The organism is Bacillota bacterium (genome assembly GCA_023511455.1).
In the GTDB taxonomy this organism is placed as follows: domain Bacteria; phylum Armatimonadota; class HRBIN16; order HRBIN16; family HRBIN16; genus HRBIN16.
Window position 1 is genome coordinate 162,521 of sequence record JAIMBJ010000005.1, and the last position, 22,931, is coordinate 185,451.

Annotated in this window: 20 protein-coding genes and 1 tRNA gene; 6 read left to right on the top strand and 15 right to left on the bottom strand. The window is 59.3% G+C overall.

Annotated elements, in window-relative coordinates:
* Positions 1-62 precede the first annotated feature (62 nt).
* From xylA to K6U75_05395, 4 genes are all read left to right on the top strand, one after another.
* Positions 63-1,229 carry a xylose isomerase gene (gene xylA / locus K6U75_05380; GenBank protein ID MCL6474466.1) on the top strand — a complete coding sequence of 389 codons (1,167 nt, stop codon included), beginning with the start codon at positions 63-65 and terminating at the stop codon, positions 1,227-1,229.
* 79 nt (positions 1,230-1,308) lie between these two features.
* Complete coding sequence (locus K6U75_05385; protein ID MCL6474467.1) at positions 1,309-2,178, top strand: creatininase family protein; 870 nt, start codon at positions 1,309-1,311, stop codon at positions 2,176-2,178.
* 10 nt (positions 2,179-2,188) lie between these two features.
* Positions 2,189-2,881, top strand: coding sequence for a formylglycine-generating enzyme family protein (locus K6U75_05390; protein MCL6474468.1), 693 nt, complete (start codon positions 2,189-2,191; stop codon positions 2,879-2,881).
* A complete protein-coding gene (locus K6U75_05395) occupies positions 2,881-3,630 on the top strand; it encodes a hypothetical protein (GenBank protein ID MCL6474469.1) in 750 nt (249 codons plus the stop codon). The genes K6U75_05390 and K6U75_05395 overlap by 1 nt, the downstream gene beginning before the upstream one ends.
* Before the next feature lie 10 nt (positions 3,631-3,640).
* On the opposite strand, the gene K6U75_05400 is transcribed toward K6U75_05395, so the two are convergent.
* The 12 genes from K6U75_05400 to K6U75_05455 form a co-directional block, all read right to left on the bottom strand.
* Positions 3,641-3,714: transfer RNA gene (locus K6U75_05400), tRNA-Gln, on the bottom strand.
* A gap of 38 nt (positions 3,715-3,752) precedes the next feature.
* Positions 3,753-5,060 (bottom strand): replication-associated recombination protein A, encoded by a 1,308-nt coding sequence (locus tag K6U75_05405; GenBank protein ID MCL6474470.1) that lies wholly within the window; start codon positions 5,058-5,060, stop codon positions 3,753-3,755.
* 145 nt (positions 5,061-5,205) lie between these two features.
* Positions 5,206-6,741 carry a YifB family Mg chelatase-like AAA ATPase gene (locus K6U75_05410; protein ID MCL6474471.1) on the bottom strand — a complete coding sequence of 512 codons (1,536 nt, stop codon included), beginning with the start codon at positions 6,739-6,741 and terminating at the stop codon, positions 5,206-5,208.
* Positions 6,742-6,766: 25 nt separating this feature from the next.
* On the bottom strand, positions 6,767-7,777 hold the full coding sequence (locus K6U75_05415) for a response regulator (GenBank protein ID MCL6474472.1): 1,011 nt from the start codon (positions 7,775-7,777) through the stop codon (positions 6,767-6,769).
* Between the two features lie 167 nt (positions 7,778-7,944).
* On the bottom strand, positions 7,945-9,165 hold the full coding sequence (locus tag K6U75_05420) for a sigma-54 dependent transcriptional regulator (GenBank protein ID MCL6474473.1): 1,221 nt from the start codon (positions 9,163-9,165) through the stop codon (positions 7,945-7,947).
* A 34-nt stretch (positions 9,166-9,199) separates the two neighbouring features.
* Positions 9,200-11,845, bottom strand: coding sequence for a GAF domain-containing protein (locus K6U75_05425; GenBank protein ID MCL6474474.1), 2,646 nt, complete (start codon positions 11,843-11,845; stop codon positions 9,200-9,202).
* 71 nt (positions 11,846-11,916) lie between these two features.
* Positions 11,917-12,675: an ABC transporter ATP-binding protein gene (locus tag K6U75_05430; protein MCL6474475.1), complete on the bottom strand. Its 759-nt coding sequence runs from the start codon at positions 12,673-12,675 to the stop codon at positions 11,917-11,919.
* On the bottom strand, positions 12,672-13,529 hold the full coding sequence (locus K6U75_05435; protein MCL6474476.1) for an ABC transporter permease: 858 nt from the start codon (positions 13,527-13,529) through the stop codon (positions 12,672-12,674). Before K6U75_05435 ends, K6U75_05430 begins: the two co-directional genes overlap by 4 nt.
* A 207-nt stretch (positions 13,530-13,736) precedes the next feature.
* Positions 13,737-14,903 carry a glycosyltransferase gene (locus tag K6U75_05440; GenBank protein ID MCL6474477.1) on the bottom strand — a complete coding sequence of 389 codons (1,167 nt, stop codon included), beginning with the start codon at positions 14,901-14,903 and terminating at the stop codon, positions 13,737-13,739.
* Between the two features lie 6 nt (positions 14,904-14,909).
* Complete coding sequence (locus K6U75_05445; protein ID MCL6474478.1) at positions 14,910-15,830, bottom strand: helix-turn-helix domain-containing protein; 921 nt, start codon at positions 15,828-15,830, stop codon at positions 14,910-14,912.
* A 12-nt stretch (positions 15,831-15,842) separates the two neighbouring features.
* Positions 15,843-16,877, bottom strand: coding sequence for a tRNA preQ1(34) S-adenosylmethionine ribosyltransferase-isomerase QueA (queA, locus tag K6U75_05450; protein ID MCL6474479.1), 1,035 nt, complete (start codon positions 16,875-16,877; stop codon positions 15,843-15,845).
* On the bottom strand, positions 16,859-17,095 hold the full coding sequence (locus K6U75_05455) for a DUF2905 domain-containing protein (protein ID MCL6474480.1): 237 nt from the start codon (positions 17,093-17,095) through the stop codon (positions 16,859-16,861). Before K6U75_05455 ends, queA begins: the two co-directional genes overlap by 19 nt.
* Before the next feature lie 506 nt (positions 17,096-17,601).
* On the opposite strand from K6U75_05455, the gene K6U75_05460 reads away from it, so the two are divergent.
* Positions 17,602-18,387, top strand: coding sequence for a VIT1/CCC1 transporter family protein (locus K6U75_05460; GenBank protein MCL6474481.1), 786 nt, complete (start codon positions 17,602-17,604; stop codon positions 18,385-18,387).
* Positions 18,388-18,667: 280 nt separating this feature from the next.
* Here K6U75_05460 and alaS read toward each other — a convergent pair whose 3' ends face one another.
* Complete coding sequence (gene alaS, locus K6U75_05465; GenBank protein MCL6474482.1) at positions 18,668-21,313, bottom strand: alanine--tRNA ligase; 2,646 nt, start codon at positions 21,311-21,313, stop codon at positions 18,668-18,670.
* 88 nt (positions 21,314-21,401) lie between these two features.
* Here alaS and K6U75_05470 point away from each other — a divergent pair, with 88 nt between their 5' ends.
* A complete protein-coding gene (locus K6U75_05470; GenBank protein ID MCL6474483.1) occupies positions 21,402-21,554 on the top strand; it encodes a hypothetical protein in 153 nt (50 codons plus the stop codon).
* A 230-nt stretch (positions 21,555-21,784) separates the two neighbouring features.
* Here the strand turns inward: K6U75_05470 and K6U75_05475 are convergent, their stop codons facing one another.
* A complete protein-coding gene (locus K6U75_05475; protein MCL6474484.1) occupies positions 21,785-22,468 on the bottom strand; it encodes a hypothetical protein in 684 nt (227 codons plus the stop codon).
* 100 nt (positions 22,469-22,568) lie between these two features.
* Positions 22,569-22,931 (bottom strand): hypothetical protein (locus tag K6U75_05480; protein MCL6474485.1); only part of this gene is annotated, 363 nt, incomplete at its 5' end.

The following is a 22,931-nucleotide window of genomic DNA, read 5'->3' on the forward strand; positions in this document are numbered from 1 at the left end:
ACAGGAATACCCGCGTGATATCGGGAAAGAGAATACATCCCGTGCAAAGGAGGCTGTGGCAAATGGATACCTACACTCCTCGCAAAGAGCATAAGTTCACTTTCGGACTGTGGACGGTGGGCAACCGCGGGCGCGACCCCTTCGGCGATGTGGTGCGTGATGCCGTCACTCCCATCCGCGCGGTGCAGAAACTGTCGGAGCTGGGCGCGTACGGCGTGAACCTGCACGATAACGACCTCGTGCCTATCGATGCCACCCCTGCCGAACGCGACCGCATCGTCAAGGAGTTTAGGAAAGCGCTGGATGACTATGGCATGAAGCTGGTCATGGGCACGACCAACCTCTTCTACCACCCCGTGTTCAAGGACGGAGCGTTCACGTCGAACGACCCGAAGGTGCGTGCCTATGCCTTGCAGAAATCCATGCAGGCGATAGACCTCGCGGTGGAGCTGGGCGCGGAGATATACGTCTTCTGGGGTGGACGCGAAGGCACCGAGTGCGATGCCTCCAAAGACCCTGTCGACGCCATCAAGCGCTATCGCGAGTGCATCAACTTCCTCATCCACTATGTGAAGCACCAGAAGTACACGCTGCGCTTTGCGATGGAGCCCAAGCCCAACGAGCCGCGCGGCGATATCTTCCTGCCCAACGTGGGCGCGATGCTGGCGTTCATCGAGACGCTGGACGACCCCGCTATGGTGGGCGTCAACCCCGAAGTGGCGCACGAGCACATGGCGGGCTTGAACTTCACCCACGCGGTGGGACAGGCGCTGGAAGCAGGCAAGCTGTTCCACATTGACCTCAATGCGCAGAAGCTCAACCGCTATGACCAGGACCTGCGCTTCGGCTCGGAAGACATCAAGGGCGCGTTCTTCTTGGTGAAACTGCTGGAGGACCATGGCTACGACGGTCCGCGACACTTCGATGCGCACGCCTACCGCACCGAAGACGAAGACGGCGTGTGGGAGTTCGCCAAGGGCTGTATGCGCACTTACCTCATCCTCAAGGAGAAAGCAAAGCAGTTTAACGAGCATTCCGCCATTCAGGAGCTGCTGGTGCAGATTCAGCCCCGCGACGCCGAGCTGGAGAGCCTGATGAGCCATTACTCACCGCAGAACGCGCAGGCTCTGCGCCGGAAGCAGTTTGACATCGACGCGCTGGGCAAGAAGGGACTGAACTACGAGAAACTGGACCAGCTGGTGATAGACCTGTTGCTGGGAGTGGCGTGATGCTGTGTGCAGGGCAGCCTACCGATGGGCTGCCCTGTTTGGTTCTGGAAGAGAAAGCTGTGTGAGGAGGTTACTGCAGATGCCCAAAGAGACCACTCAATGGGAACGGATGTTACCTGCCGAGTTTCGCGCAGCGGTTGACGCTCTGCCGGTGGTCTTTTTGCCTCTGGGCACGGTGGAATGGCACGGCGAGCATAACTGCCTGGGGCTGGACGCGCTGAAAGCACATGCGCTGTGCGTTCTGTCGGCAAAGAAGGCAGGAGGCGGCGTCGTGCATCCTCCTGTATATGGTGGCATGGGTGGTCTTGACAAGCCCGCAACGGTGGTGATGGAACCCGAGCTCACATGGGATAACTACCTGCTGCGTCCATGGCTGGAAAGACTGTGCAGTGAGTTCCATCGGCTGGGGTTTCAGGCAATCATCATACTTACTGGTCACTACGGGCACAACCAGCAAATCGTGGTACGCGAGACCGCTGCCCGGATGTCGGAGAGGCTGCAGATACCTGTGCTGGGCACACCGGAGTACTGGTTGGCACAGGACGCGGGTTACCTGGGGGACCATGCCGGTATCGGCGAGACTTCGCTGATGATGTATCTTCTGCCCGACCTGGTGGATATCAGGCGCATCCGCGCCGACCCGGAGTACGGAGCGAATGATGCTATCGAGAAGGGGTCTTCTCCTGAGTTAGGTAAACGCTACGCCGAACTCATCACTGACCGTCTTGCAAAGGTGGCGAAGGCGATGCCGCGCTGGAGTGAAGCGAAGCTGGAAGCTTTCATCCGTGCTGAACGCGCACTGGTCAGCGCACAGGTGAAAGGATGGCGTCAGGGACCACCATGGGCGGCGTGGCAGCATATCCCCGAACGCGGACTGGTGCATTACGGCGCGTATTTAGTGGATGAGCGCTTCGACGAAATAGAGAGAATGGCGGCAAAACTGCTTTAGGAGCCCGGCTATGCTGGATAATGAGTGGATTATCATCCCCGGTGGGGAGTTTCTCATGGGTACTTCGCCTGAGGAGGCGGAACGGCTGGCGAAGCAGTATCGGCATCACCCTTCATGGCTCAGCGGGGAACAGCCGCGCCGCGTGGTGTATGTGCCGTCTTTTGCCATCCAGAAGTATCCTGTAACCAATCGTGCGTATGCCGAGTTCTGCAGAGCTACGGGCTACGCGCCTCCTCTACACTGGCGAGGTAACACTCCTCCCGCCGAACTGCTGGACCACCCTGTAACTTTCGTCAGCCAGGAGGATACCGAAGCGTACGCGAGGTGGCTTGGTGCGCGTTTGCCCACCGAAGCCGAATGGGAAAAGGCGGCACGCGGTACCGACGGGCGTCTATACCCGTGGGGCAACCGCTTTGACCCCAATGCCTGCTGCTGGAACCGCCAGCCGCGAAATGGTATGCCCAATACCGCTCCCGTTGGTTCCTTTCCCAAAGGCGTCAGCCCTTATGGCGTGGTGGACATGTCGGGCAACGTTGCCGAGTGGTGTGCGGACAGGCTCAATCCGGCAGTGGGAGTGCTGAAGGGCGGTTGCTGGCTGACGCGGAGCCCTTTGAACCTTCGGGTGGCGTCCCGCACGATGAGCGGCTGGCGAACCAATCGGGGCGATATGTACGGGTTTCGGTGTGCGAAGGAGGTGCACTGATGGTGCGGATCCGGGTGGAGGCAGCACAGGGACAGATGGCGGCAGCTTTGTCGGAGGTACCCGCATTTCCGGGCGACCGCTTTGTTCTGGGTTTCCCTGAAGCCATCGGGGACGCGGCGCGGGCGGTATGGTATGGCGATATCAAGCCGCAGTGGAGACAAACCGACGATGGAGCATGGGAAAGCACCGGCGAGATGCCGGGCGAGCTGCGCTATCATCTGCTCATCACACCGTATGAGGATTATGTGGATGCCGTTACCACGCTGACCAACTGCAGTGACCGTGTATGGCGGCAGGGTATGGCATTCAACTGCTTCAACTGCGGTTCCAGCGTGTTGCGAGATAACGAGTGTATGCGTCACTGGGTGAGGGTGAAGGGAGAGTTCAGGCGTCTGGTGGAGCTGCATCGCGTGTTCAGCGAACGCCCCACGGTGCAGCTTTACAATGTGGAAGGAGCACCACCCGGCGCGGAGATTCCTTTTGTAGCGAACTTCAAGGCAACTCCTGCCGACGTGATAGCGGAGGGCTGGATGGCGATTGTCGCCCCCGATGGGAGGCGATTGGCGGCAACGGTGTCTAAACCTGTGTTGTTTCTGTTCCAGAACATGGAGTATTCCTGCATCCACAGCGCACCATCGTTTGGCACATTGCGCCCGGGACAGACAGCAAAGGCACTGACGAGATTATACTTCGTGCGTTCCTCTCTGAAGGCATGGTATGAGCGGATGAGAGGTGAGATGGATATCTGAAAAAATAAAATGGCTGCGGGGGATGGATTCGAACCACCGTTACCTGGTCCAGAGCCAGGCGTCCTGCCGCTGAACGACCCCGCAGCATCCACTATATATTATGCCCAAGAACCTGCGGTTTGTCAAGGGTTTTCGGGAGTATCTTCTGCTTCTTGATGGGGAGTGGAGTAGCCCAGCCGCTGGCGCAACAGGTTCAGCCTCTCCTTGATCTTGCGCTCCACGCCGTTATCGGTAGGCTCGTAGTAAGGCAGGTTCCAGTTGCCTTCGGGCAGATAGCGCTGGGGCACCCAGTGTCCGGGGTAATCGTGCAGGTAGATGTACTCTTTGCCGTGTCCCAGCTTCTGTGCGCCCGGGTAGCTCGCGTCGCGCAGGTGCAGGGGGACGGGAGCCAGAGGCTGGGTTTCCAGGTCGTGCATTGCCCTGTTCAGCGCAACGTAGCTGGCGTTGCTCTTGGGAGCGCAGGCAAGGTAGGTGGTAGCTTGCGCCAGCGTAATCTGCGCTTCAGGTAGCCCGATGAACTGCACCGCCTCCATCGCTGCCACCGCTACCAGCAGGGCGTGTGGGTCGGCGTTGCCGATGTCTTCGCTGGCGAGAATGACCAGTCGGCGGGCGATGAAGCGAGGGTCTTCGCCAGCGCGGATCATGCGGGCGAGGTAGTGCAGAGCCGCATCGGGGTCGGAACCGCGCACCGACTTGACGAAGGCGGAGATGGTGTCGTAATGCTCATCGCCTTCGCGGTCGTAGCGAGCGGCACGCTGTTGCACCACCTGTTCCAGCATCTCTAACGTTACAGTGCGCCCGCCTTGCGCATCCGGTTCGGCGAGGGCGGTGGCGGCTTCGAGCACGTTCAGGGCAACCCGCGCATCTCCGTTGGCAATCCGCAGCAGGTAGTCCATGCATTCTGGAGGGAGGTGCACACGCAGTTTGCCCAGCCCGCGCTCTCCGTCGGCGAGGGCGCGTTCCACAATCGTTCGCAAGTGCCCTTCGGTCAACGGTTCAAATCGCAACACCCGCGAGCGGCTGAGCAGAGGCGCGTTGATGGCGAAGTAGGGGTTCTCGGTGGTCGCGCCCATCAGGATAATCGTGCCGTTCTCGACGTGGGGCAGGAAAGCATCCTGCTGAGCGCGATTGAAACGATGTATCTCATCCACAAACAGGATGGTGCGCTGTCCGTGCAACTGACGGCGGCTGCGCGCCTCTTCGATGGCTCTGCGCACCTCAGCGACGCCGCTGGTCACCGCGCTGTACTCCACGAAGTGGCACTTCGTATGTGAGGCGATGATTCGCGCCAGCGTGGACTTGCCGCAGCCGGGCGGCCCCCAGAAGATAACCGAACCCAGCTGGTCGTTCTCGATGGCTTTGCGGATGACGGTTCCTTCACCGACCAGATGCTCCTGCCCGACGAACTCTTCCAGCGTGCGGGGACGCATGCGCGCCGCCAGCGGCGCCTCCGCTTCGGTTTCGTACAGGTTTTTCTGTTCAAACAGGCTCAAGGTGGCTCCTGTATTGATTGTAGCAGATGGTGAGGACGATTGCAAAGTGTGTTATCCGCTTGCGTGAAGGGCTCGGATGTAGTTACAGCCAGATGCGCCTGTCCAGACTACGGTACTGGATGGCTTCCGCGACGTGGGGTAAGCCGATGTGTTCTTCGCCCGCGAGGTCGGCGATAGTGCGCGCCAGCTTCACGATACGGTCAAAGGCGCGTGCGCTGATGCCCATCTGCTGGCTGACCTGCCTCAGCATGGCTTTCACATCGTCGGAGAGCGGGCAGAACTGGCGCAACAGGCGCGTGGTCATCTGTGCATTGCATCGGACGTTTGTGCCCTCAAACCGTTTTTGCTGGACCTGGCGTGCGCGCACCACCCGTTCGCGAATGGCTTCCGATGGCTCGCCCGGCTGGGTACGCAGCAGGTCGTCGGGGGTAAGGCGCGGCACTTCGATATGGATGTCGATGCGGTCCAGCAGTGGTCCGGACACCCGCTGTTGATACTTGCGAATCTGCGTGGGCGAGCAGGTGCAGCCGTGTTGTGGGTCGCCGAAATATCCGCAGGGGCAGGGGTTCATGGCGGCAATCAGCATGAATCGGGCGGGATAGGCGATGCTGGCTTGCACCCGTGCGATGGTGACGATACCGTCTTCCAGCGGCTGGCGGAGTACTTCCAGCACCTCACGGCGAAATTCGGGCAGCTCGTCGAGGAAAAGCACCCCGTTATGCGCCAGGCTGACCTCGCCCGGTCGCGGCACGCTTCCACCACCGACCAGCGCGGCGTTACTGCTGGTGTGATGCGGTGAGCGAAAAGGTCGCGTGGTTAACAGCCCGGTGTTCGGAGGTAGCAGCCCGGCGACGCTGTAGAGCTTTGTAATCTCGATGGCTTCATCCACCGTCATCGGCGGCAGGATGGTGGGCACGCGGCGCGCCAGCATCGTCTTGCCGGAGCCGGGCGGACCAATCATCACCACGTTGTGACCTCCGGCTGCAGCCACCTCCAATGCCCGCTTGACGTGGTGTTGTCCCTTCACATCGGCGAAGTCCACTTCATACCTGGGCGGCTGCTGCAGCAGCTGTTCGGGGTCGTCGCTGAGTGGAGTGATACCGTCGCGTGTGTTCAACAACGTCACCGCCTCGGCGAGGCTGGCAACCGGATATACCTGAATGTTGCCTACAATGGCTGCTTCCGGGGCGTTTGGTGCAGGCACAATCATGCGCTTGACACCCTGCTGGCGGGCGTGGATGGCGGTGGGCAACACACCCGTGACCGGGCGTACCGCGCCGTCCAGCGATAACTCGCCCAGAACGAAGGTTTCGTTGAGCCATTCGCTGTCCACCTGTCCCGCTGCTGCCAGAATGCCAATCGCGATGGGCAGGTCAAAGGCGGGTCCCTCTTTGCGCAGGTCGGCGGGAGCAAGGTTGACGGTGATACGACGCATGGGCCAGTGAAGCCCTGAGTTGCGGATTGCCAATCTCACGCGGTCGATCGCTTCTTGCACGGCACGGTCGGGTAGACCCACCAGGGTAAACCCGGGAACTCCGCCCGGTTGCATATCTACTTCCACTTCGATAGTGTGAGGTTCAATCCCGTGTACAGTACCGGAGAGTACACGAACCAGCAAAGCACGCCTCCTTCAAAAACCTGATTCACACCCGCTTCAGTGTTCTTTCCAGCCACTCCTCCAGTGCGCGGCGCATGGCAGGGGCAATCTTCGTGAACTGTAGCCCCACCCGGTAGACGGCGGGAATTCGGTCCGCAACCATGCTTCCCACCCGCACGACCCTTGCCTGTCCAACAATAGTCAGGCTCGCCGCAGGGAGCGTCATCTGGAAAGAGGCCTCCTCTCCCACCGGAGGAGCCTGTGGCAGCAGCACCGAGAAACCGCCCCTGCTCAGGTCGTACAGGTCGCCGCTCAGCGTTTGCGGAGTGACTTCGCGCTCACGGCGAAGCGAAAACGCCAGGCTAACCTGTCCCTGTTCCATCACGCGCTGGTATTTGCGCCGTTGCAGGCGGCGGATGGATACGGGTTTGCGCAGGTACAGGGATTGCCTGGGCATCGGCGCCATCTCAATGCGCGCGCGAAACTGGTACATCCCATCGCCGCGTGTAAACTGAACGATGGCCACCCCCCGCGACAATACCTCGTGGTCTATCATGATAGGTGATTCTATCTCCAAGATGCGATCATCCTGCGAGATAACCCGTGGGGTGTAAGTATAAGACATACTGCCTCTCCGGATATCCACAAGCACTTTTTCGCCGTTTTGCAAAAGCATTTGTGTCTCTGAGATGGGCGCGCTTATCTGCCGCCAGATAAGGTCAATGAAGGCGTCCAGGTCGAAGGGTTTTTGCAGTACGGCTTTCGCTCCCAGCTGCACTGCCTCTTCCTGCAGTTCAGGGTCTTCGAAGGCGGTGATGAGGATACAGGGCAGCAGCGGACGGTCGCGACGAATCTCCTTCAGCACCTCCACACCGGTTTTGCGCGGGAGACGAACGTCAAGAACGGCTACGTCCACCGGTTGCGAACGGATAATCTCCACAGCCTGCACGCCATCGTGTGCGATGACACATTCCAGATTCGTCCGTTGAAGCCTAGCCGCCAGTACCTTGCACAGGTTGACCTCGTTATCGGCGACCAGTATCCTGGGTGTAGACACTATGAGCGTCCCCTTTCCAGTGTTCACCCTGATGTAATTACCTGATTTCTACGACAAAATACAATTCCTGCATCTTAACCGGTTTACCCAAAAGGGTTTACACCACCCGGATATAGCTGCAAATTCCGTGCCATTCGGCACGTTTTTGCCTATTTCGGGCGAAAAATTTAAGTAATTTTTGCGGAAGCAAGGATGGACGGTGGCAAGAGCTCGGGCGTGATGAGTTCTGTGTCGCTATCGGCAAGCACCACGGCTCGCTCGATGACGTTCTCCAGTTCGCGCACGTTGCCGGGCCAGTGGTACTTCATCAGGATTTCCATTGCTTCCGGTGTGCAGGCCTTGAGGTTTTTGCCGTTCTCCTCGCTGTAGCGACTCAGGAAATGTTCCACCAGAAGCGGGATGTCGTCCTTTCGCTCACGCAGGGGCGGAAGGTAAATCTCGATCACGTGCAGGCGATAGTACAGGTCCTCGCGGAAGGTACCGGCTTCCACCATTTGTCGGAGGTCTTTGTTGGTTGCCGCGATGAGGCGCACGTCCACCTTAATGGGTTTGGTACCGCCAAGCCGTTCGAACTCGCGTTCCTGCAATACGCGGAGCAGTTTCACCTGAATGTTAGGAGGCACTTCGGCGATTTCGTCCAGAAACAGGGTGCCTTTGTGCGCCAGCTCAAATCGTCCCGGTTTTTGCGTCGTTGCGCCGGTGAAGGCGTTCTTCTCGTGACCGAACAGCTCGCTTTCCAGCAGGGTCTCGGGTAACGCCGCACAGGATACCGCAATAAACGGTCCGTTGGCACGGTCACTGCTGTAATGGATGGCTTTGGCTACCAGCTCTTTACCCGTTCCACTCTCGCCGCGGATGAGTACCGTAGCACGGCTTTGGGATACCTGCTCGATCATGCGGTAGACCTCTTGCATCACCCCGCTTCTGCCCACGATATTGCGAAAGTCGTAGGTGGTGCGCAGCTGCTGACGCAAGCGACGGTTTTCCTCTTTCAGCAGATACTGCTCCGCCGCTCTGTCTACTTTCACCCTCAGCTCATCCAGGTCAAGCGGTTTGATGACATAGTCCACTGCTCCCTCTTTCATTGCCTGCACCGCTGTGCGCACCGTGGGGTGCGCAGTAATCATAATCGCACTGCTCTCGGGATGTATCTGTCGGATACGGCGCATGACATCCAGTCCATCCGTTCCCCCCGGCAGAATCAGGTCGATGATTAACAGGTGAATCGGCTGTTGCGAAGCGATTTCCAGCGCTTTTTGACCATGCTCCGCGGTCAACACGTTATACGATTTGGAAAAGTGTGCCTCAAGCGCTCGACGATGACCGGGTTCGTCCTCCACAATCAACAGGTTCAAACGTGTCTCTTTTTGGGGCGCTGCCCTTGACATGGCTACTATTCCTCCTGTTGGTATGCATTGAGATTTAAAGGTCCGGGATACTGGTGCGAAGGTTTTCTGGTTCTCCCATATCGACGCGCAGGATGCGCGGCGCAGGATGTACGGGTAGCGTCATACACACCTCGGTTCCGACACCGACCTCACTGCGAATCTCGATGCTGCCGCTATGGCTTTCTACGATTTTCTGCACAATAGGCAGCCCCAGGCCTGTTCCTCTGGCTTTGGTGGTGTAGAACGGTGTAAAAATGCGTTCCAGGTCTTCGGGCGAGATGCCTTCGCCTGTGTCTCTGACAGCGATGCGGACGGTATCGTTAGAGGCGGCAGATGCGCTGAGATACAGGTCGCCGCCCTCTGGCATCGCCTGCACCGCATTGATAATCAGGTTGCTCAGGGCATCCGACAGCTGGTTAGGGTCCGCCCGGATGATGAGTGAATCAGGAACGTCTATCTCCACGTGGATATTTTGTTCCATGAGATACGGCTTCATAAAGTCCGTCAGCCCATGAATCAGCTCATGCAGGTTCACCTCCGGAAAAACCGGCTCCACCGGTCGGGCGAAGCGGAGAAACTCTGTGGTCTTCGTATTCATCACGTCCACTTCGGAGATAATGATACCGAGAAACTCACACAGAGTGGGGTCGTCGGTGTATTCACTGCGCAGATGTTGTGCGGAAGCGCGAATGGAACTGAGTGGGTTGCGCAGTTCATGGGCGACGGTCGCCGCGAGCTGTCCAACCGCTGCCAGCTGCGCCACACGCTGAATCTCTTTCTCCATCTGTACCTCGTGGGTCACGTCTTCAAACACAAACACCACACCCTGTACCGAGCCATCTGGGGCGCGCAGAGGCGAGCTCTCGAAGTTGAAGTAAACCTCTCCGCGCCGAGAGGGATGCAGCACGCACTTGAAACGCGAATACCGCTCGCCTGTAAGGAATGGGTGGCGGACTATTTCGAGCAGTTGTTTTTCCTCTTCTGGCGGTAGCAGGAAATGGGCGACCAGCTCCTTCAGCTTGTAACCCAGCGCTTTCTCGTGAGGCACGTCCGTGATGCGTTCCGCCGCGTTGTTCCACGTAAGCACTATCTCGTCTCTATCGATGCTTACCACACCCACGCCGATGCTGCTGAGCAGGTTGCGGGTATACTCCCAGAGGTTATGCAACTCGCTGTAGCGTCGGTCTAAATCGTGATAGAGGCGGGCGTTTTCGATCGCCATGCCCGCCTGATTGATGAACGTGGTGAGCAGCTGGATGTTGGCACGCTCGATAGGACGCCCTGTGGGCTTATTGTCGGCGACCACCACGCCGATGACACGGTTGCGTGCTAAAATCGGGGCAACCAGAAAGGCGTTTGTGCCCAGCATTCGTCCAAAGCCACGTGCAGGCTGGCTGGACTGCTGGGCGTTTTCTACCAGCACCAGCTGTTTGCCACGCACCGCGATACCGATTACCCCATCCGCCACGTGCACCGGCTTGTCGCCAAGCGTTTTCGGGTGATAACCGCGCAGGGCACGAGGTATCGCCAGCTTACCCGATTCATCCAGCAGGAAAATAGCGCATCGGTCAAAACGCACGGTTTCCACAATACCATCGGCGGTTTGCTGCAAAATCTTCTCCAGCTCCAGAGAGGAGTTCACTGCTGCGCTCAGTTCGGAGAGCACCGACAGCTCGTTGACCCGGTGCTTGAGGTCGTTGTAGAGCTGTGCGTTCTTAATGGCGGACGCCGCCTGCATGGCGAAAACGCTGAAAAGGCGCATATCCTGCTCGGTAAAAACATGAGCGGGCTTGCGCCGGTGAATATTCAGCACGCCCATCACCTGTCCATGTCCATCACGCAGAGGCACGCATAGCGATGCCGCAATATCCTCGCGGTAGGGCACGTCCTCGCCAGCAAGACGGGGGTCGGTGCGGGGGTCGGTAATCAGCATGGGCTCGCCGTTGGCTGCGACCCGTCCTGCGATGCCCTTCCCCCAGGGCACGCGAGCCTGTTCGACGACTTCGCCCGGTAAGCCATAGCTGGAACGAATGACCAGCATCTGTCCGTCTTCGTCGAGTAGCATCAGCGAACAGACCTGCGCGTCCATCACTTCGGCGGCTTTGCGGGTAATCAGGTCCAGCAGCATCTGCAGGTTGCTTCCTTCCATAGCCCGCCCGATTTCGTAAAGCGCTGTGACCTCTCGCAAACGCTGTTCGTGATGTTTCTGAGCCTGTTGCGCGTACGCCTGCGCCTGTAATCGCTCTATACAGACGCACAGGAGGGAGGACCAGGTGATTAGCAGGTCGTGGATGTCGTCGGGCAGAGGCGTTTTGGTGAGCAGGCTGATGACGTAGACGTGCGGATACGACTTCAGAGCGAAGGGATAAAACCATCCAGAGTACTCATCCAGCGCGATCAGAGAGGGCTCTTTGGCTTCTGCGGCACGCGCAATGGCTTCGTGAACCTTATCGGTGGGAAAGTGGTCGTCGTGGATGGACCGGGGTGCCGCGTTCAGGAGCACGGTCTGGCGTGTGCTCGGATCCACGCTCCACAGGGCTGCCTGTGCCGCCTCGAAGTATTGCTGAGCGGCTTGCAGGAGTGCCTCTATCGCGGACTCGGGTGCGTGCGACGAAATCTGCCGGGCAATTTGCCGGGTAAAAGCATATTGCGTCTCGACAGTATATCGATAATCGCTCATTCTAACCAACCTTCTTCGCTCTGAACGTTATCCTGACGGAAACGCACAATGGAGTGATGCGAACACGGATTTTATAACGCCCGTTTTTCCATTTCTGCTGCGAACGTCAGATATTGCTCAACTACCTCGGCGGTAGCGCCATCAGCCATGACACGTCCCTGATGTAACCACACAGTCCGGGTTGCTACCTGCCGCACCTGGTTCATGTCATGTGATACTAAAAGAATAGTTCTACCCTCACGTTGGAACTCCTGTATTTTTCGCAGGCATTTATGCTGGAATGCTTCATCGCCCACCGCCAGTACCTCGTCCATCAGGATAATCTCGGGGTCGGTGTGTACCGCTACGGCAAAACCCAGACGAAGCACCATCCCCGAGGAATAGGCGCGTACCGGCGTGTCGATAAACTCCTCCAGTTCGGCGAAACGGATGATGGACGGCAAGCGTTCGGCAATCTGCTGCCGGGTCAACCCCAGAATAATGCCGTTAAAATACACGTTTTCCAGTCCCGTCAGGTCGGGATGGAAACCGACGCCCAGCTGCAGTAGCGGTGCGACTCGCCCGTTCACCTGCACCCTGCCCGCGCTGGGGCGGATGACCCGCGCAATAATCGCTAGCAGGGTGGACTTACCACTGCCGTTGACACCGATTAAACCTACCGTCTCGCCGTGCCGGATAGTCAGGCTCACATCGTTTAACGCCTGATGAACCTCGATTCGCCGCCGATACCGGAACATCGACAGCAGAATACCCTTCAGCGAGGAGTACGGCTGATGAGATAGACGATAACTTTTCGATACGTGTTCCAGCAAGATTGCGGTGTCCTTCATGGCTGCTCCGCGAAATCCCACTTGCGTTTATTGAAGAAAGCGTAACCCAGTACAAAGACGATTACCGATACCACGCACGCTACCGTCAGCAACCCCCAGTCCATCGGCAGCGAGACGAACGTTTGTTTCTGCACCACTCCTACCTGCTGGACGGTGATGGGCGGCAGCAGGATCTTGCGGTAGGCGGTCAACAGCATGGCGACAGGGTTCAAATGGTACACCAGATATATCCAGCGTTGCACCTCGGTAGAGGCGAGCTGGGCGTGATACACCTGCTCGGAGAAGTAAATCACGGGTACCAGATAAAACATCAGCTGTAAGCCGATGCTGACAATGTATTTGGTGTCTTCGTAAAACACATTCAGGCAAGAGATAATCAGGCTTAACCCGGCAATCAGCAGCGTCTGGAAAAACACGAGTACGGGCAACAGCACCACACTGGGCAGCAAAGGCGCGCCCACGTAGCCCAGCAGGTAAACGAAAAACACCACCAGCGCGAGCGCAAAATGTATCAGGTTCGCCAGCACCGCCGCCAGTGGCAGCACCTCGCGCGGAAAGTATACCTTCTTTACCAGCTGTATCTGCGCCAGCACCGATTGCGAGGAGTCTAACAACGCGGTCTGAAAATACATCCAGGGCAAAAACGCTGCCAGCACGTACGCCGAATAGTTCGGGATGACCATGCCCATGACCCGCTTGAAGACAATGGTGAGTACCGCCACCGTGACCAGCGGCACAATCAGCGACCAGAAGAAGCCCAGATAGGAGTTCTTGTAGCGCACACGCAGTTCGCGCAGCACCAGTGTCCAGAGCAGTTCGCGGTAGCGATACAGCTCGCGCAGCTCGTCGAGCATCTTGCTTTTAAACCCCTACACCAGGTTTAACTTCTTCAAGGCTTCCGCCAAAGGTGGCAGTTGCCACAGCCGCTGATGTTTTACCGTTTGTGGCATCGCCATTTTGCATCCCCCCGCTCCATTATAGCACGCTGTGCATTGCCGTGATGACCGGGCTCTTTGCCCGAATGAGCCTTCATGACGGTCTTCGCCGGAGCGCAAGCCAGCTCACTGTTTGGGGACAGGACTCCCCGCTGCGTGAACCACGCGCTGGTAGACGTCCAGCACCCGTTGCGCCATCGCTCGCGGCGTCCAGCGGGGAGAGTGCAGGGCGCTCTGCCCCATCTGCTGGCGCAACGTCTCATCCCAAAGCAGGCGAATCACTGCCTGCGCAAACGCTTCTGCGTTGTTTGGCACCAGTATACCATCTGCGCCGTCGCGCACCGATTCGGGCGCACCGCCTTCGTTCACCACCACACAGGGTAACCCATGCGCCTGCGCTTCCCACAATACCAGCCCCTGCGTTTCGGTCACAGAGGGAAATACGAATACATCCGCCGCCGCGTACACTTCGCTGATATGCTCATGCAGAACCCTGCCCTGCAGGCGTACAGTTTGTGACAACCCCCGCTGCTGAACCTGCTTGCGAAGAAACTCCTCGGCGTTGCCGCTACCTACCAGCCACAGCAGGATATCTGGTACCTCGCGATGAACCAGCGGGAGCATCTCGAGTAACAGTTTCAGGTTTTTCTCGCGAGCCAGCCTGCCCACATATACCAGTATCGGACTTTCTGGAGGCAAACCGTAGCGCGCTCTTGCTTTCGCACGGTCGACCACAAGCGGGTGAAACTCCACGCCTGTCGGTATCACCTCTACTGCGGGAGATTGTACCCCATGCCGTTGCAGGTACCGGCAGGCGAAATACGAAGGAACGATGGTTGCCTGCGCGCACCGGTAGAACCGCCGGAGATGCCACCAGAGCAATGTTCGCAAAACACCCTGAGGCAGTACTGGAGCGTAATGCAGGTAGCAGTCGTAGAGCGTATGGTAATGTGCCACTACCGGTATCCCGTATCGTTTGCCTGTGCGCAAGCCGATGACCCCCAGCAGGAAAGGGATTTGCACGTGAATCACGTCGACGCGAGTTTCCTGGAAGAAGCGATGCAGTTGTGGCAGGGGGCGAGGCTGGGGCAGGGGATAGTCTGGAGCGAACAGCCAGGTAAACGACGGCACCCGTATCACATCCTCTTCCTGCGCGAGAGCATCGGGGTGACGTGTGGTGACCACCGTCACGCGGTGCCCCTGCTGCAGCAATTCACGACGCAGGGTACTGACGGAAACCGCCACTCCGTTGGTTACCGGTGGATAGGACTCAGAGAAGATGGCGATGTGCACCGTGTTCTACCGCTTTCGTCGCCGCGCTTCCTGCGCTTGTTGTCGCGCCTCCAGAAAGGCGATGACGTCAGATAAACGGAACCGCCTCTGGTTGCCAGGTGTACGGTAGTGGTTGAGCAAACCCCGTTCGGTGTAGCGCCGTACAGTCGTGGGGCAAACCCCCAGCAGACGGGCGGTATCTTCCAGCGTGAGCGAAGGGTTCAGCAGGCGCTCCACCAGTTCCTGACGGCTCTCTTTGAATTGCCGGTCATAATACTTCTGTGTCACTTCGTCATCGCCCAGCTCTACCAGCAGGCGCACGTGCTTGGGCACACGCTTCCAGAGCTCCTCGATGGACTGGGGCGGCGGAACGGGACGCACGCTGCGGGTATATGGAGCACGTTTCACCGGCTTTGCACTCTGCGGACGTTCCTTTCGTCCGACGGCGGTTTCGGGGGATACCGTTTCAGCAGGTGGTTCACTCACTTCCGGGACGGGCGTCTCAGCGACCGCCTCTTCCTGCTCCTGCACTGGCGGAGCAGCGGGTTGCGCAACCGCCCGCTTCGTATCTGACTCCTGTTCCGCAGGCTCTACCGGTCTGGCTGTCTCTTCGGTCTCTGCGGTAGTCGCAGGTTTGGCGGCAGTAGCCGGGGGTTCGACCGCCGCACGCCGGATGGTGAAGATATAGTCTGCAGGGTCAGGTACCGGTGCCTCTGTAACCCGTACCTGCTCCAGCGCAGGCGGTGTTTTAGCCGGACGTTCTCTGGGGAGTTCCTCGCGCCGCGGCTGCTGAACGGCAGGTGCTACCACCCTGCCGGCTGCCTGTTCGGAACTTGCAGGTTCCTGCCTGGGTGACGCCGGTTCCGATGAAGGTCTGGATTCCTCTTGCTTTTTCTCGTCCACGTACTGCTGTTCCAGATATTTGAACCAGTCCTCTAACGTTCTCACAGTGCAATCCCCCTACAGTATGAGCATGGCGTCTCCGAAACTCAAGAAGCGATAACCCATCGCAATCGCTTCGCGATAGGCATTCAGAACGTTCTCTTTGCCCGCGAAGGCACAGGTGAGCAGCAGGGGCGTGGAAGCAGGCAGATGGAAGTTCGTTACCAGCGCCTCTACAACTCTGAACCGAAAGCCCGGCAGAATGAACAGCTCCGTGCTACCAGACTTTGCCTCCACCCGTCGCGTATCTACCGCTGCGCTCTCCAGCGCGCGCACGCAGGTGGTACCTACCGCCACGATGCGACCGGGCGTGCTGTTGATGGTTTCGGCAGCCTCTTCAGAGATGGTGTACCACTCCGGATGCAATCGTCCCTGCGCCAGTTGCTCCGGCTCCGGGTGACGGAAGGTAGCGATTCCGACATGCAGCGTGATGTACACAATGCGCACGCCCATTTCACGGATACGTTGCAGCAGTTCGGGCGTGAAATGCAAACCCGCCGTTGGAGCTGCCGCAGAGCCGTTCACCGCCGCGTACACCGTTTGATAGCGTTCCTCGTTTTCCAGTTTGCGACGGATGTAAGGTGGCAGGGGTATTTCGCCCAGAGGCTGGCGATGCACTGCTTCCGGCTCTTCGAAGCGCAGCAAGCGCATTCCCTCGGGCAGGTAAGCGATCACCTCGGCTTTGAGCTGACCTTCCAGAACTACCTGACTACCCACTGGCAGCCGTCTGCCAGGGCGGACGAGAGCCTCCCATACACCCGCTTCGACCTCGCGCAACAGTAAAGCCTCCACCTGAGCGCCGGTCGTTTTGAAACCGCGCAGGCGGCGTGCGCTGACGCGAGTGTTGTTCAGCACCAGCGTATCGCCCGCACGAAGGTATTCCACAATATCGCGGAAGATACGGTGTTCGCGATTGCCGGTATCGCGGTGCAGCACCAGCAAGCGCGAGCTGTCACGCGGTTCTACCGGCTGTTGCGCAATGCGCTCTTCCGGCAGGTCGTATGTGTATTCTTCCAGCAGGCGCGTCGCCTGTTCTATCGTCTGCTCAACCATCCAATCACCCACAGAATCACCGTTAGCAGGATGCTCAAAGCAATACTGGTTCCCAGGAAGATGCCCACGCTGAAATTTCCCTTGCGCCAGACGATGTCACCGGGCAGCAGACCACCGCCCCGCGCGCCGGCAAAGCGTTCTATCGCCCACATCAATGCACCAATCAGGACGAGCATCCCCCCAATAAGAACCAGTGTTTTGCCCAGAGAGCCTACCATCGCCCCATTCCTCCTGCGTGCAAATTGTACAGGTTTTGATGGGGCATTGTCAACAGAAAGGTTGGGCTGAAGGCTCGTTTGTGCTTTTATCCACAAGTTATGCTATAATGGTAATGAGAATCGTTATCGTTAGGAGTAAACAGATGAGTAAGCACGACAGCCTGAAGGCATCGCTGGAAGAACTCATTCGTGGGGAGTTGTCCAGTGCGGAGACCTACCGTATACTGGCAAGACGTGAGAAGGACCCGCGCAAAAAGCAGATTTTGGAACAGCTGGCGCAGGTGGAGGAGCGTCACGCGAAGGAATGGAGCCAGCGTCTGGAAGAGCTGGGAGGCAAACCACCGCAAATCGACAGGGTGAAGCCGCTGTTTGGCTGGCAGGCGTATCTGGCAAGTCCCGAAATGGTGTTGCGGCGCATGGAGGAGCATGAGGATGAAGCGGTCGTGCGCTATCTGGGGATGCAGCAACTGGGCGATGAGCGCACCGCCGAAATCGCGCAGCGAGTAATGCGAGATGAAGAGGAACACGCCCACGTCACGCGCGCTCTTTACGCCGCTTCGGAAAGAGAGCATCCGGTAGAGCGCATCCTGCAGCGGGAGCACTGGCACGTGCGCGGTGGTTCGTGGATTGGCGATGCCATCTACGGGGTCAATGACGGGTTGGGCGCGGTGTTCGGCATCGTTTCCGGCATGGCAGGATACAGTGCAGGCAGCGCAGAGGGACACCAGACGGTGTTGATTGCCGGGCTGGTGGGCACGCTGGCGAGTGCGCTGTCGATGGGTTCTGGAGCGTTTCTGGCAGCGAAGTCGGAGCGTGAGGTTTACGAGGCGGAGCTGGCTCGCGAACGCAAGGAGATCCTAGAAAACCCGGAAGAAGAGGTCGAGGAGATGAGCCTGTTTTACCAGCTGAAGGGCTTCTCCAAAGAGGAGGCGGACGCCATGGCGCACCGATTGGCGGAGAAGCCCGACCAGATGCTGCGGCAGATGGCACATGAGGAGCTGGGGCTTTCCGAAGCCAGCTTCCCGAACCCATGGGTGTCGCTGTTTTCTTCGATGGTGTCGACGGCAATCGGTGGATTAATACCGGTGCTGCCCTTCTTCTTCGCAAGGGGCTGGGAAGCGGTTTTCTGGTCTGCGTTGGTGAGTGTGCTGGCGCACTTCGCAGTGGGCGCAGCGAAAAGCCTGGTCACCACCCGCAAGTGGTGGGTGAGTGGGCTGGAGATGACGGCTATCGCCTTCGTGGTTGGGGTGTTGACCTATCTGATTGGCGTGCTGTTCAACGTTCACGTGTAAAGGGAAAACCGCCGGATGACCTCCATCCGGCGGCATTGCGAGTGCACCGTTAGGCGAGAAGGTGGCTGCTCACCTCCTCGCAGCCCGACGCGAAGCGCGTCCAGGCGCGCCAGCGCGAAACCATCTTTCGCGCCCTGCCGGCACCGCCTGCTGACAATTATCGCCAGCGGTGTGCCTGACCCCACCCCGTCTCACGGGGTTCCATCACATATATATAGCAAGAATCGTGCCACAGAAGCGGTTTTCGCGGGTTTCGGGCAAAAAATCATCGGAATTTTTGTTATTTTGTGACCATCTGTTCCAGCAAGCGGGGCACCTGCTGTAGAGCTTGCGGGATTTTGTCTGCGTCGCGCCCGCCTGCCTGAGCAAATTCAGGGCGTCCGCCGCCACCTCCTCCGCTCATTCGCGCCAGCTCGCGCACCAGATTGCCCGCGTGTACACCCTTTGTCACCGCCGATGGCTTCGCCTTCGCGACAAACAACGCCTTACCATCCGTAGCGGCGGCGAGCACCACCAGGTCGGCTCTCTGTGCCGCCTGGTCCGCCAGAGAAGCCAGCGTTTGGGCATCCACGCCATCAGCCCGTCCGGTAACGACCTGCAGTCCGGCTATCTCCACCGGCTCAAATTGCAGCGAACGCGCCGCCGCGCTGCGACGCAACTGCTCCAGCTGCTTCTCCAGCTCCTGCCGTTGCGCCTGCAGTCGCTCGATGGCGGTGGGGATGTCGGGCACGGCGCATTTCAGGCGCGATGCCGCGCTCTCCAGCAGTTCCTGTTGCTGGCGGATATACTGATACACGCCCCAGCCTGTAACCGCCTCGATGCGCCGCACGCCCGCCGCCACGCTTCCCTCTGAGACTATCTTGAACAGCCCAATCTGCGAGGTACGCTCCAGGTGGGTGCCACCACACAGCTCCAGACTCACGCCGGGCACCTCGATCATGCGCACCGTGTCGCCGTACTTTTCACCAAACAGCGCCATCGCGCCACGTGCCCGCGCCTCTGCCAGCGGCACGTCCCAGTGCACCGCCACCGGCCTGTCCTCGAGAATCCGCTCGTTCACCAGACGCTCGACTTCGGCTATCTCCTCGTCGGTCATCGCGCTGGTGTGGGTGAAGTCGAAGCGCAGGCGGTCGGGTGCCACCAGTGAACCGGCCTGATGCACATGCGAACCCAGCACCTGCCGCAGCGCAGCGTGAAGCAGGTGGGTGGCGGTGTGGTTACGCATGATGTGCCAGCGTCGCTGCGAATCGATGCGGGCGGTTACCGCCGAGTCTACCTCCACACGCCCACGCGTGACGATGCCGATGTGCGGGTACAGGTCACCCACCTTCTGGGTGTCTCGCACCTCGAACAGGAAGTTCTCGCCCTCGATCCAGCCGGTGTCGCCGACCTGTCCGCCCGCCTCCGCGTAGAAGGGGGTCTGGTCCAGCACCAGCTCCACCTCCTCGCCCTCGCTGGCGAAGGTCGCAGGCTCCCCCTGCCGGATGATAGCCAGCACCTTCGCTTCCGACTCGTGCTGCCAGTAGCCCAGAAACTTCGTGGGGGACAGGGTCTTCTGCAGTTCCGTCGCAGCGTCGCCTGCGATGGCGAACAGTTGCGTGGCGATGCCGCTGGCTTCACGGGCGCGCTGGCGCTGCGCCTCCATCGCCATGCGGAATCCTTCCACATCCACCTCTATCCCCGCTTCTGCCGCCACCTCCTGCGTCAGCTCCAGCGGGAAGCCGTAGGTGTCGTAAAGCATAAACGCCTGCTCGCCGGGAAGCACCTTGCTTACCTGCACTTCGGGCGACTCCAGCATCTCCGCCAGCCGCTGTGAACCAACCTGGATGGTCTGGCGGAAGCGTTCCTCTTCGCTGCGGATGGTGCGCAGTACGTAGTCTCGCCGCTCGCGTACCTCCGGGTAGACGTCGCCCAGCGTGTCGATGACCGCCGTTGCCACCTCTGCAAGGAAGGGGCGATCGAAGCCCAACACGTTCTGTCCGCGCAGCATCGCCCGCCTCAGGATGCGCCGGATGACGTAGCCCCGCCCCTCGTTGGAGGGCAGTACGCCGTCGGCGATGGACATGGTGGTGGCGCGGATGTGGTCGGCAATCAGGCGGAACGCCACATCCTCACGGCTGTCCGAACCGCCGTAAGAGAGACCGCTCAGGTCGGCGATACGCGCGATGATGGGCTGGAACACGTCGGTATCGAACACGCTCGCCTTACCTGCCAGTATCGCCGCCGTGCGCTCCAGTCCCATGCCCGTGTCGATGTTCTTGCGCGGCAACGGGGTGAGTTTGCCGCCATCGTGTCGCTCGTACTGCATGAACACCAGGTTCCATATCTCCAGCCAGCGCACGTCGTCCCACACGCCGTCGGGCGTTGGCGGCAGGTCGGGGCGCGTGTCGTAGAAGATTTCCGAACAGGGACCGCACGGACCGTTCGGTCCCTCCGAGATGGCGTTCGCGGGCCAGTAGTTGCTCTTCTCGCCGAAGCGGAATATCTTGCGGTCGGGAATACCTACCTCGCGGTTCCAGACCTCGTATGCCTCTTCGTCGTCCAGATAGATGGTGATGCGCAGGCGTTCGGGTGAGATGTGCAGCCACTCGGTGAGGAACTCCCACGCCCACAAGATGGCTTCCCGCTTGAAGTAATCCCCGAAGCTGAAGTTGCCCAGCATCTCGAAGAAGGTGAGATGCGAATGGTCGCCCACGGACTCGATGTCGGTGGTGCGAAGGCACTTCTGCACGGTGGTCACCCGCGGATGCGGTGGTGCTGCCAGCCCGAGGAAGTAGGGTTTGAACTGCACCATGCCCGCGCTGGTGAAGAGTAGCGATGGGTCGTTGGGCACAAGACTATCCGACGGCAATCGCTTGTGCCCCTTGCTCTCGAAGAATCGCAGGTATTTCTCTCGTAACTCCTGTGCTTGCATAAGGCGTCTCATTATCGGTGATTGGAATCCGATTTAACATGATAACATATCCGTAGCGGAGACGCAAGCAAAACGGGGGTGAGACGCAGGTCAATGGGCGGTGCTGAGTGCGGACGGTGATTACGACAGGTCGGCGGAGGGACAGACGTCGCTGGTCATAGCGTATTCCGGCAAACGCGCCTTGTCGGTCGAGGAAATGCGCCGTTTTGGTTACCGTCCGGGTCTGCTGGCGCAGTTGCTGTGCAAGCGATGAGAAGAGAGTATAGCGTGACGTACGCGTCGCACCTGTAAACACCTCTCAAGGTTGACGCAGTGGGGGTGTTGGAGAATACACAGGACGTAGCCCGCTGGAGGACGAACCTCCCAGTGAGCCGAGCCCCCACCCAACCTCCCCGCGAGCGGGGGAGTTTTGCAGCTCGGCGGGAGCCTCGCACCCCAAGTGGAGTCCAGCGGATTTGTTGAACACCCTCTATGGGGGCGACGCTAATCGTCGCCGACCTCGCCAAAATTGCCTACGAGAATGCCGAAGTCAAACAACGTCACCTCCTCGTCACCGTCTAGGTCCGCCTCTGCGTTCCAGTTGCTATCGCCAGGCATCGAGCCGAACGCCGCCACCAGCGCACCGAAGTCGAACAACGTCACCTCGTTGTCCCCGTCTACGTCCCCGTTCAACAACGAGAAGTCCGCCGTCGCCGCGCCCGACACCGCCATCCCCGCCAGCGTCTGACGCAGCCAGTGCGAACCCTTCGCCGACAGGTCATACACCCCGTCCAGCGGAGCCACCAACGAGTAATCGCCAGAGGCATTCAACGATAGGGTATGCACCTGCAGCGGCGTCAGGCTGCCTGCGGCGCGGATTTGCAACTCCACCGAAACCAGTGTGACATCGCCCACAAAGTCGCGCAAAGTGACCCTGCCGGAAAGGGTGGCATACCGCACGAACCAGAAGCCGTCGGTGAGGTCAAAACTGCCTCCAGTGCGCAGCGGGTTTGCCCCGATGGCGACGGGTTGCCCGATGGTGCTGCCGAGTGAGTAGTTGCCGCCCGTGCTAAAGGTGACGCCTCCCCCACTGATGACGCCCCACGACAGGTCGTAACCGCCTCCCGATTGGGCGACGCCTGCGGTGGCAATGGCTATCATCCACAGGATACCGAGTGTAGTTTTCATGTGGTTCGCCTCCCTTTCATTCAGAATGACAATTGCCCCACGTGGTTCATCCGTCTGCTCCCCTCTCCCGACGCTTCGGGAGAGGGGATGGGGGTGAGGGCTATTGCTTCACCGGATGCCCTTGCTCCATTTCCGGGCGGTAGTGGATGCCGTACTCTTTCGGCATTCCGTAGAGTTCCGGTTGCACGTACTTGCCCTTGATCTCGTCCTCTTTCTCCTGAACCGTATGGAAGCCATTCTTCTGCACGTAGCGGTCGTTCCGAATCGCTTTCACTTCCCAGGAGACTTCCACGTGTGGGGCGCTGGTGCGGATCACGAACTGATTGTTCTGGATTTTCCGCACGACTTTCACCAGCACGAAGTCCTCCCGCTCGCCATCGTCCACGACCGTGAGGTGATAGGTGGGGTCGCGGTTGATGCTCTCAAAGTAGTCGGGGAGCTGGATGGTGGCGTAGCCTTTCTC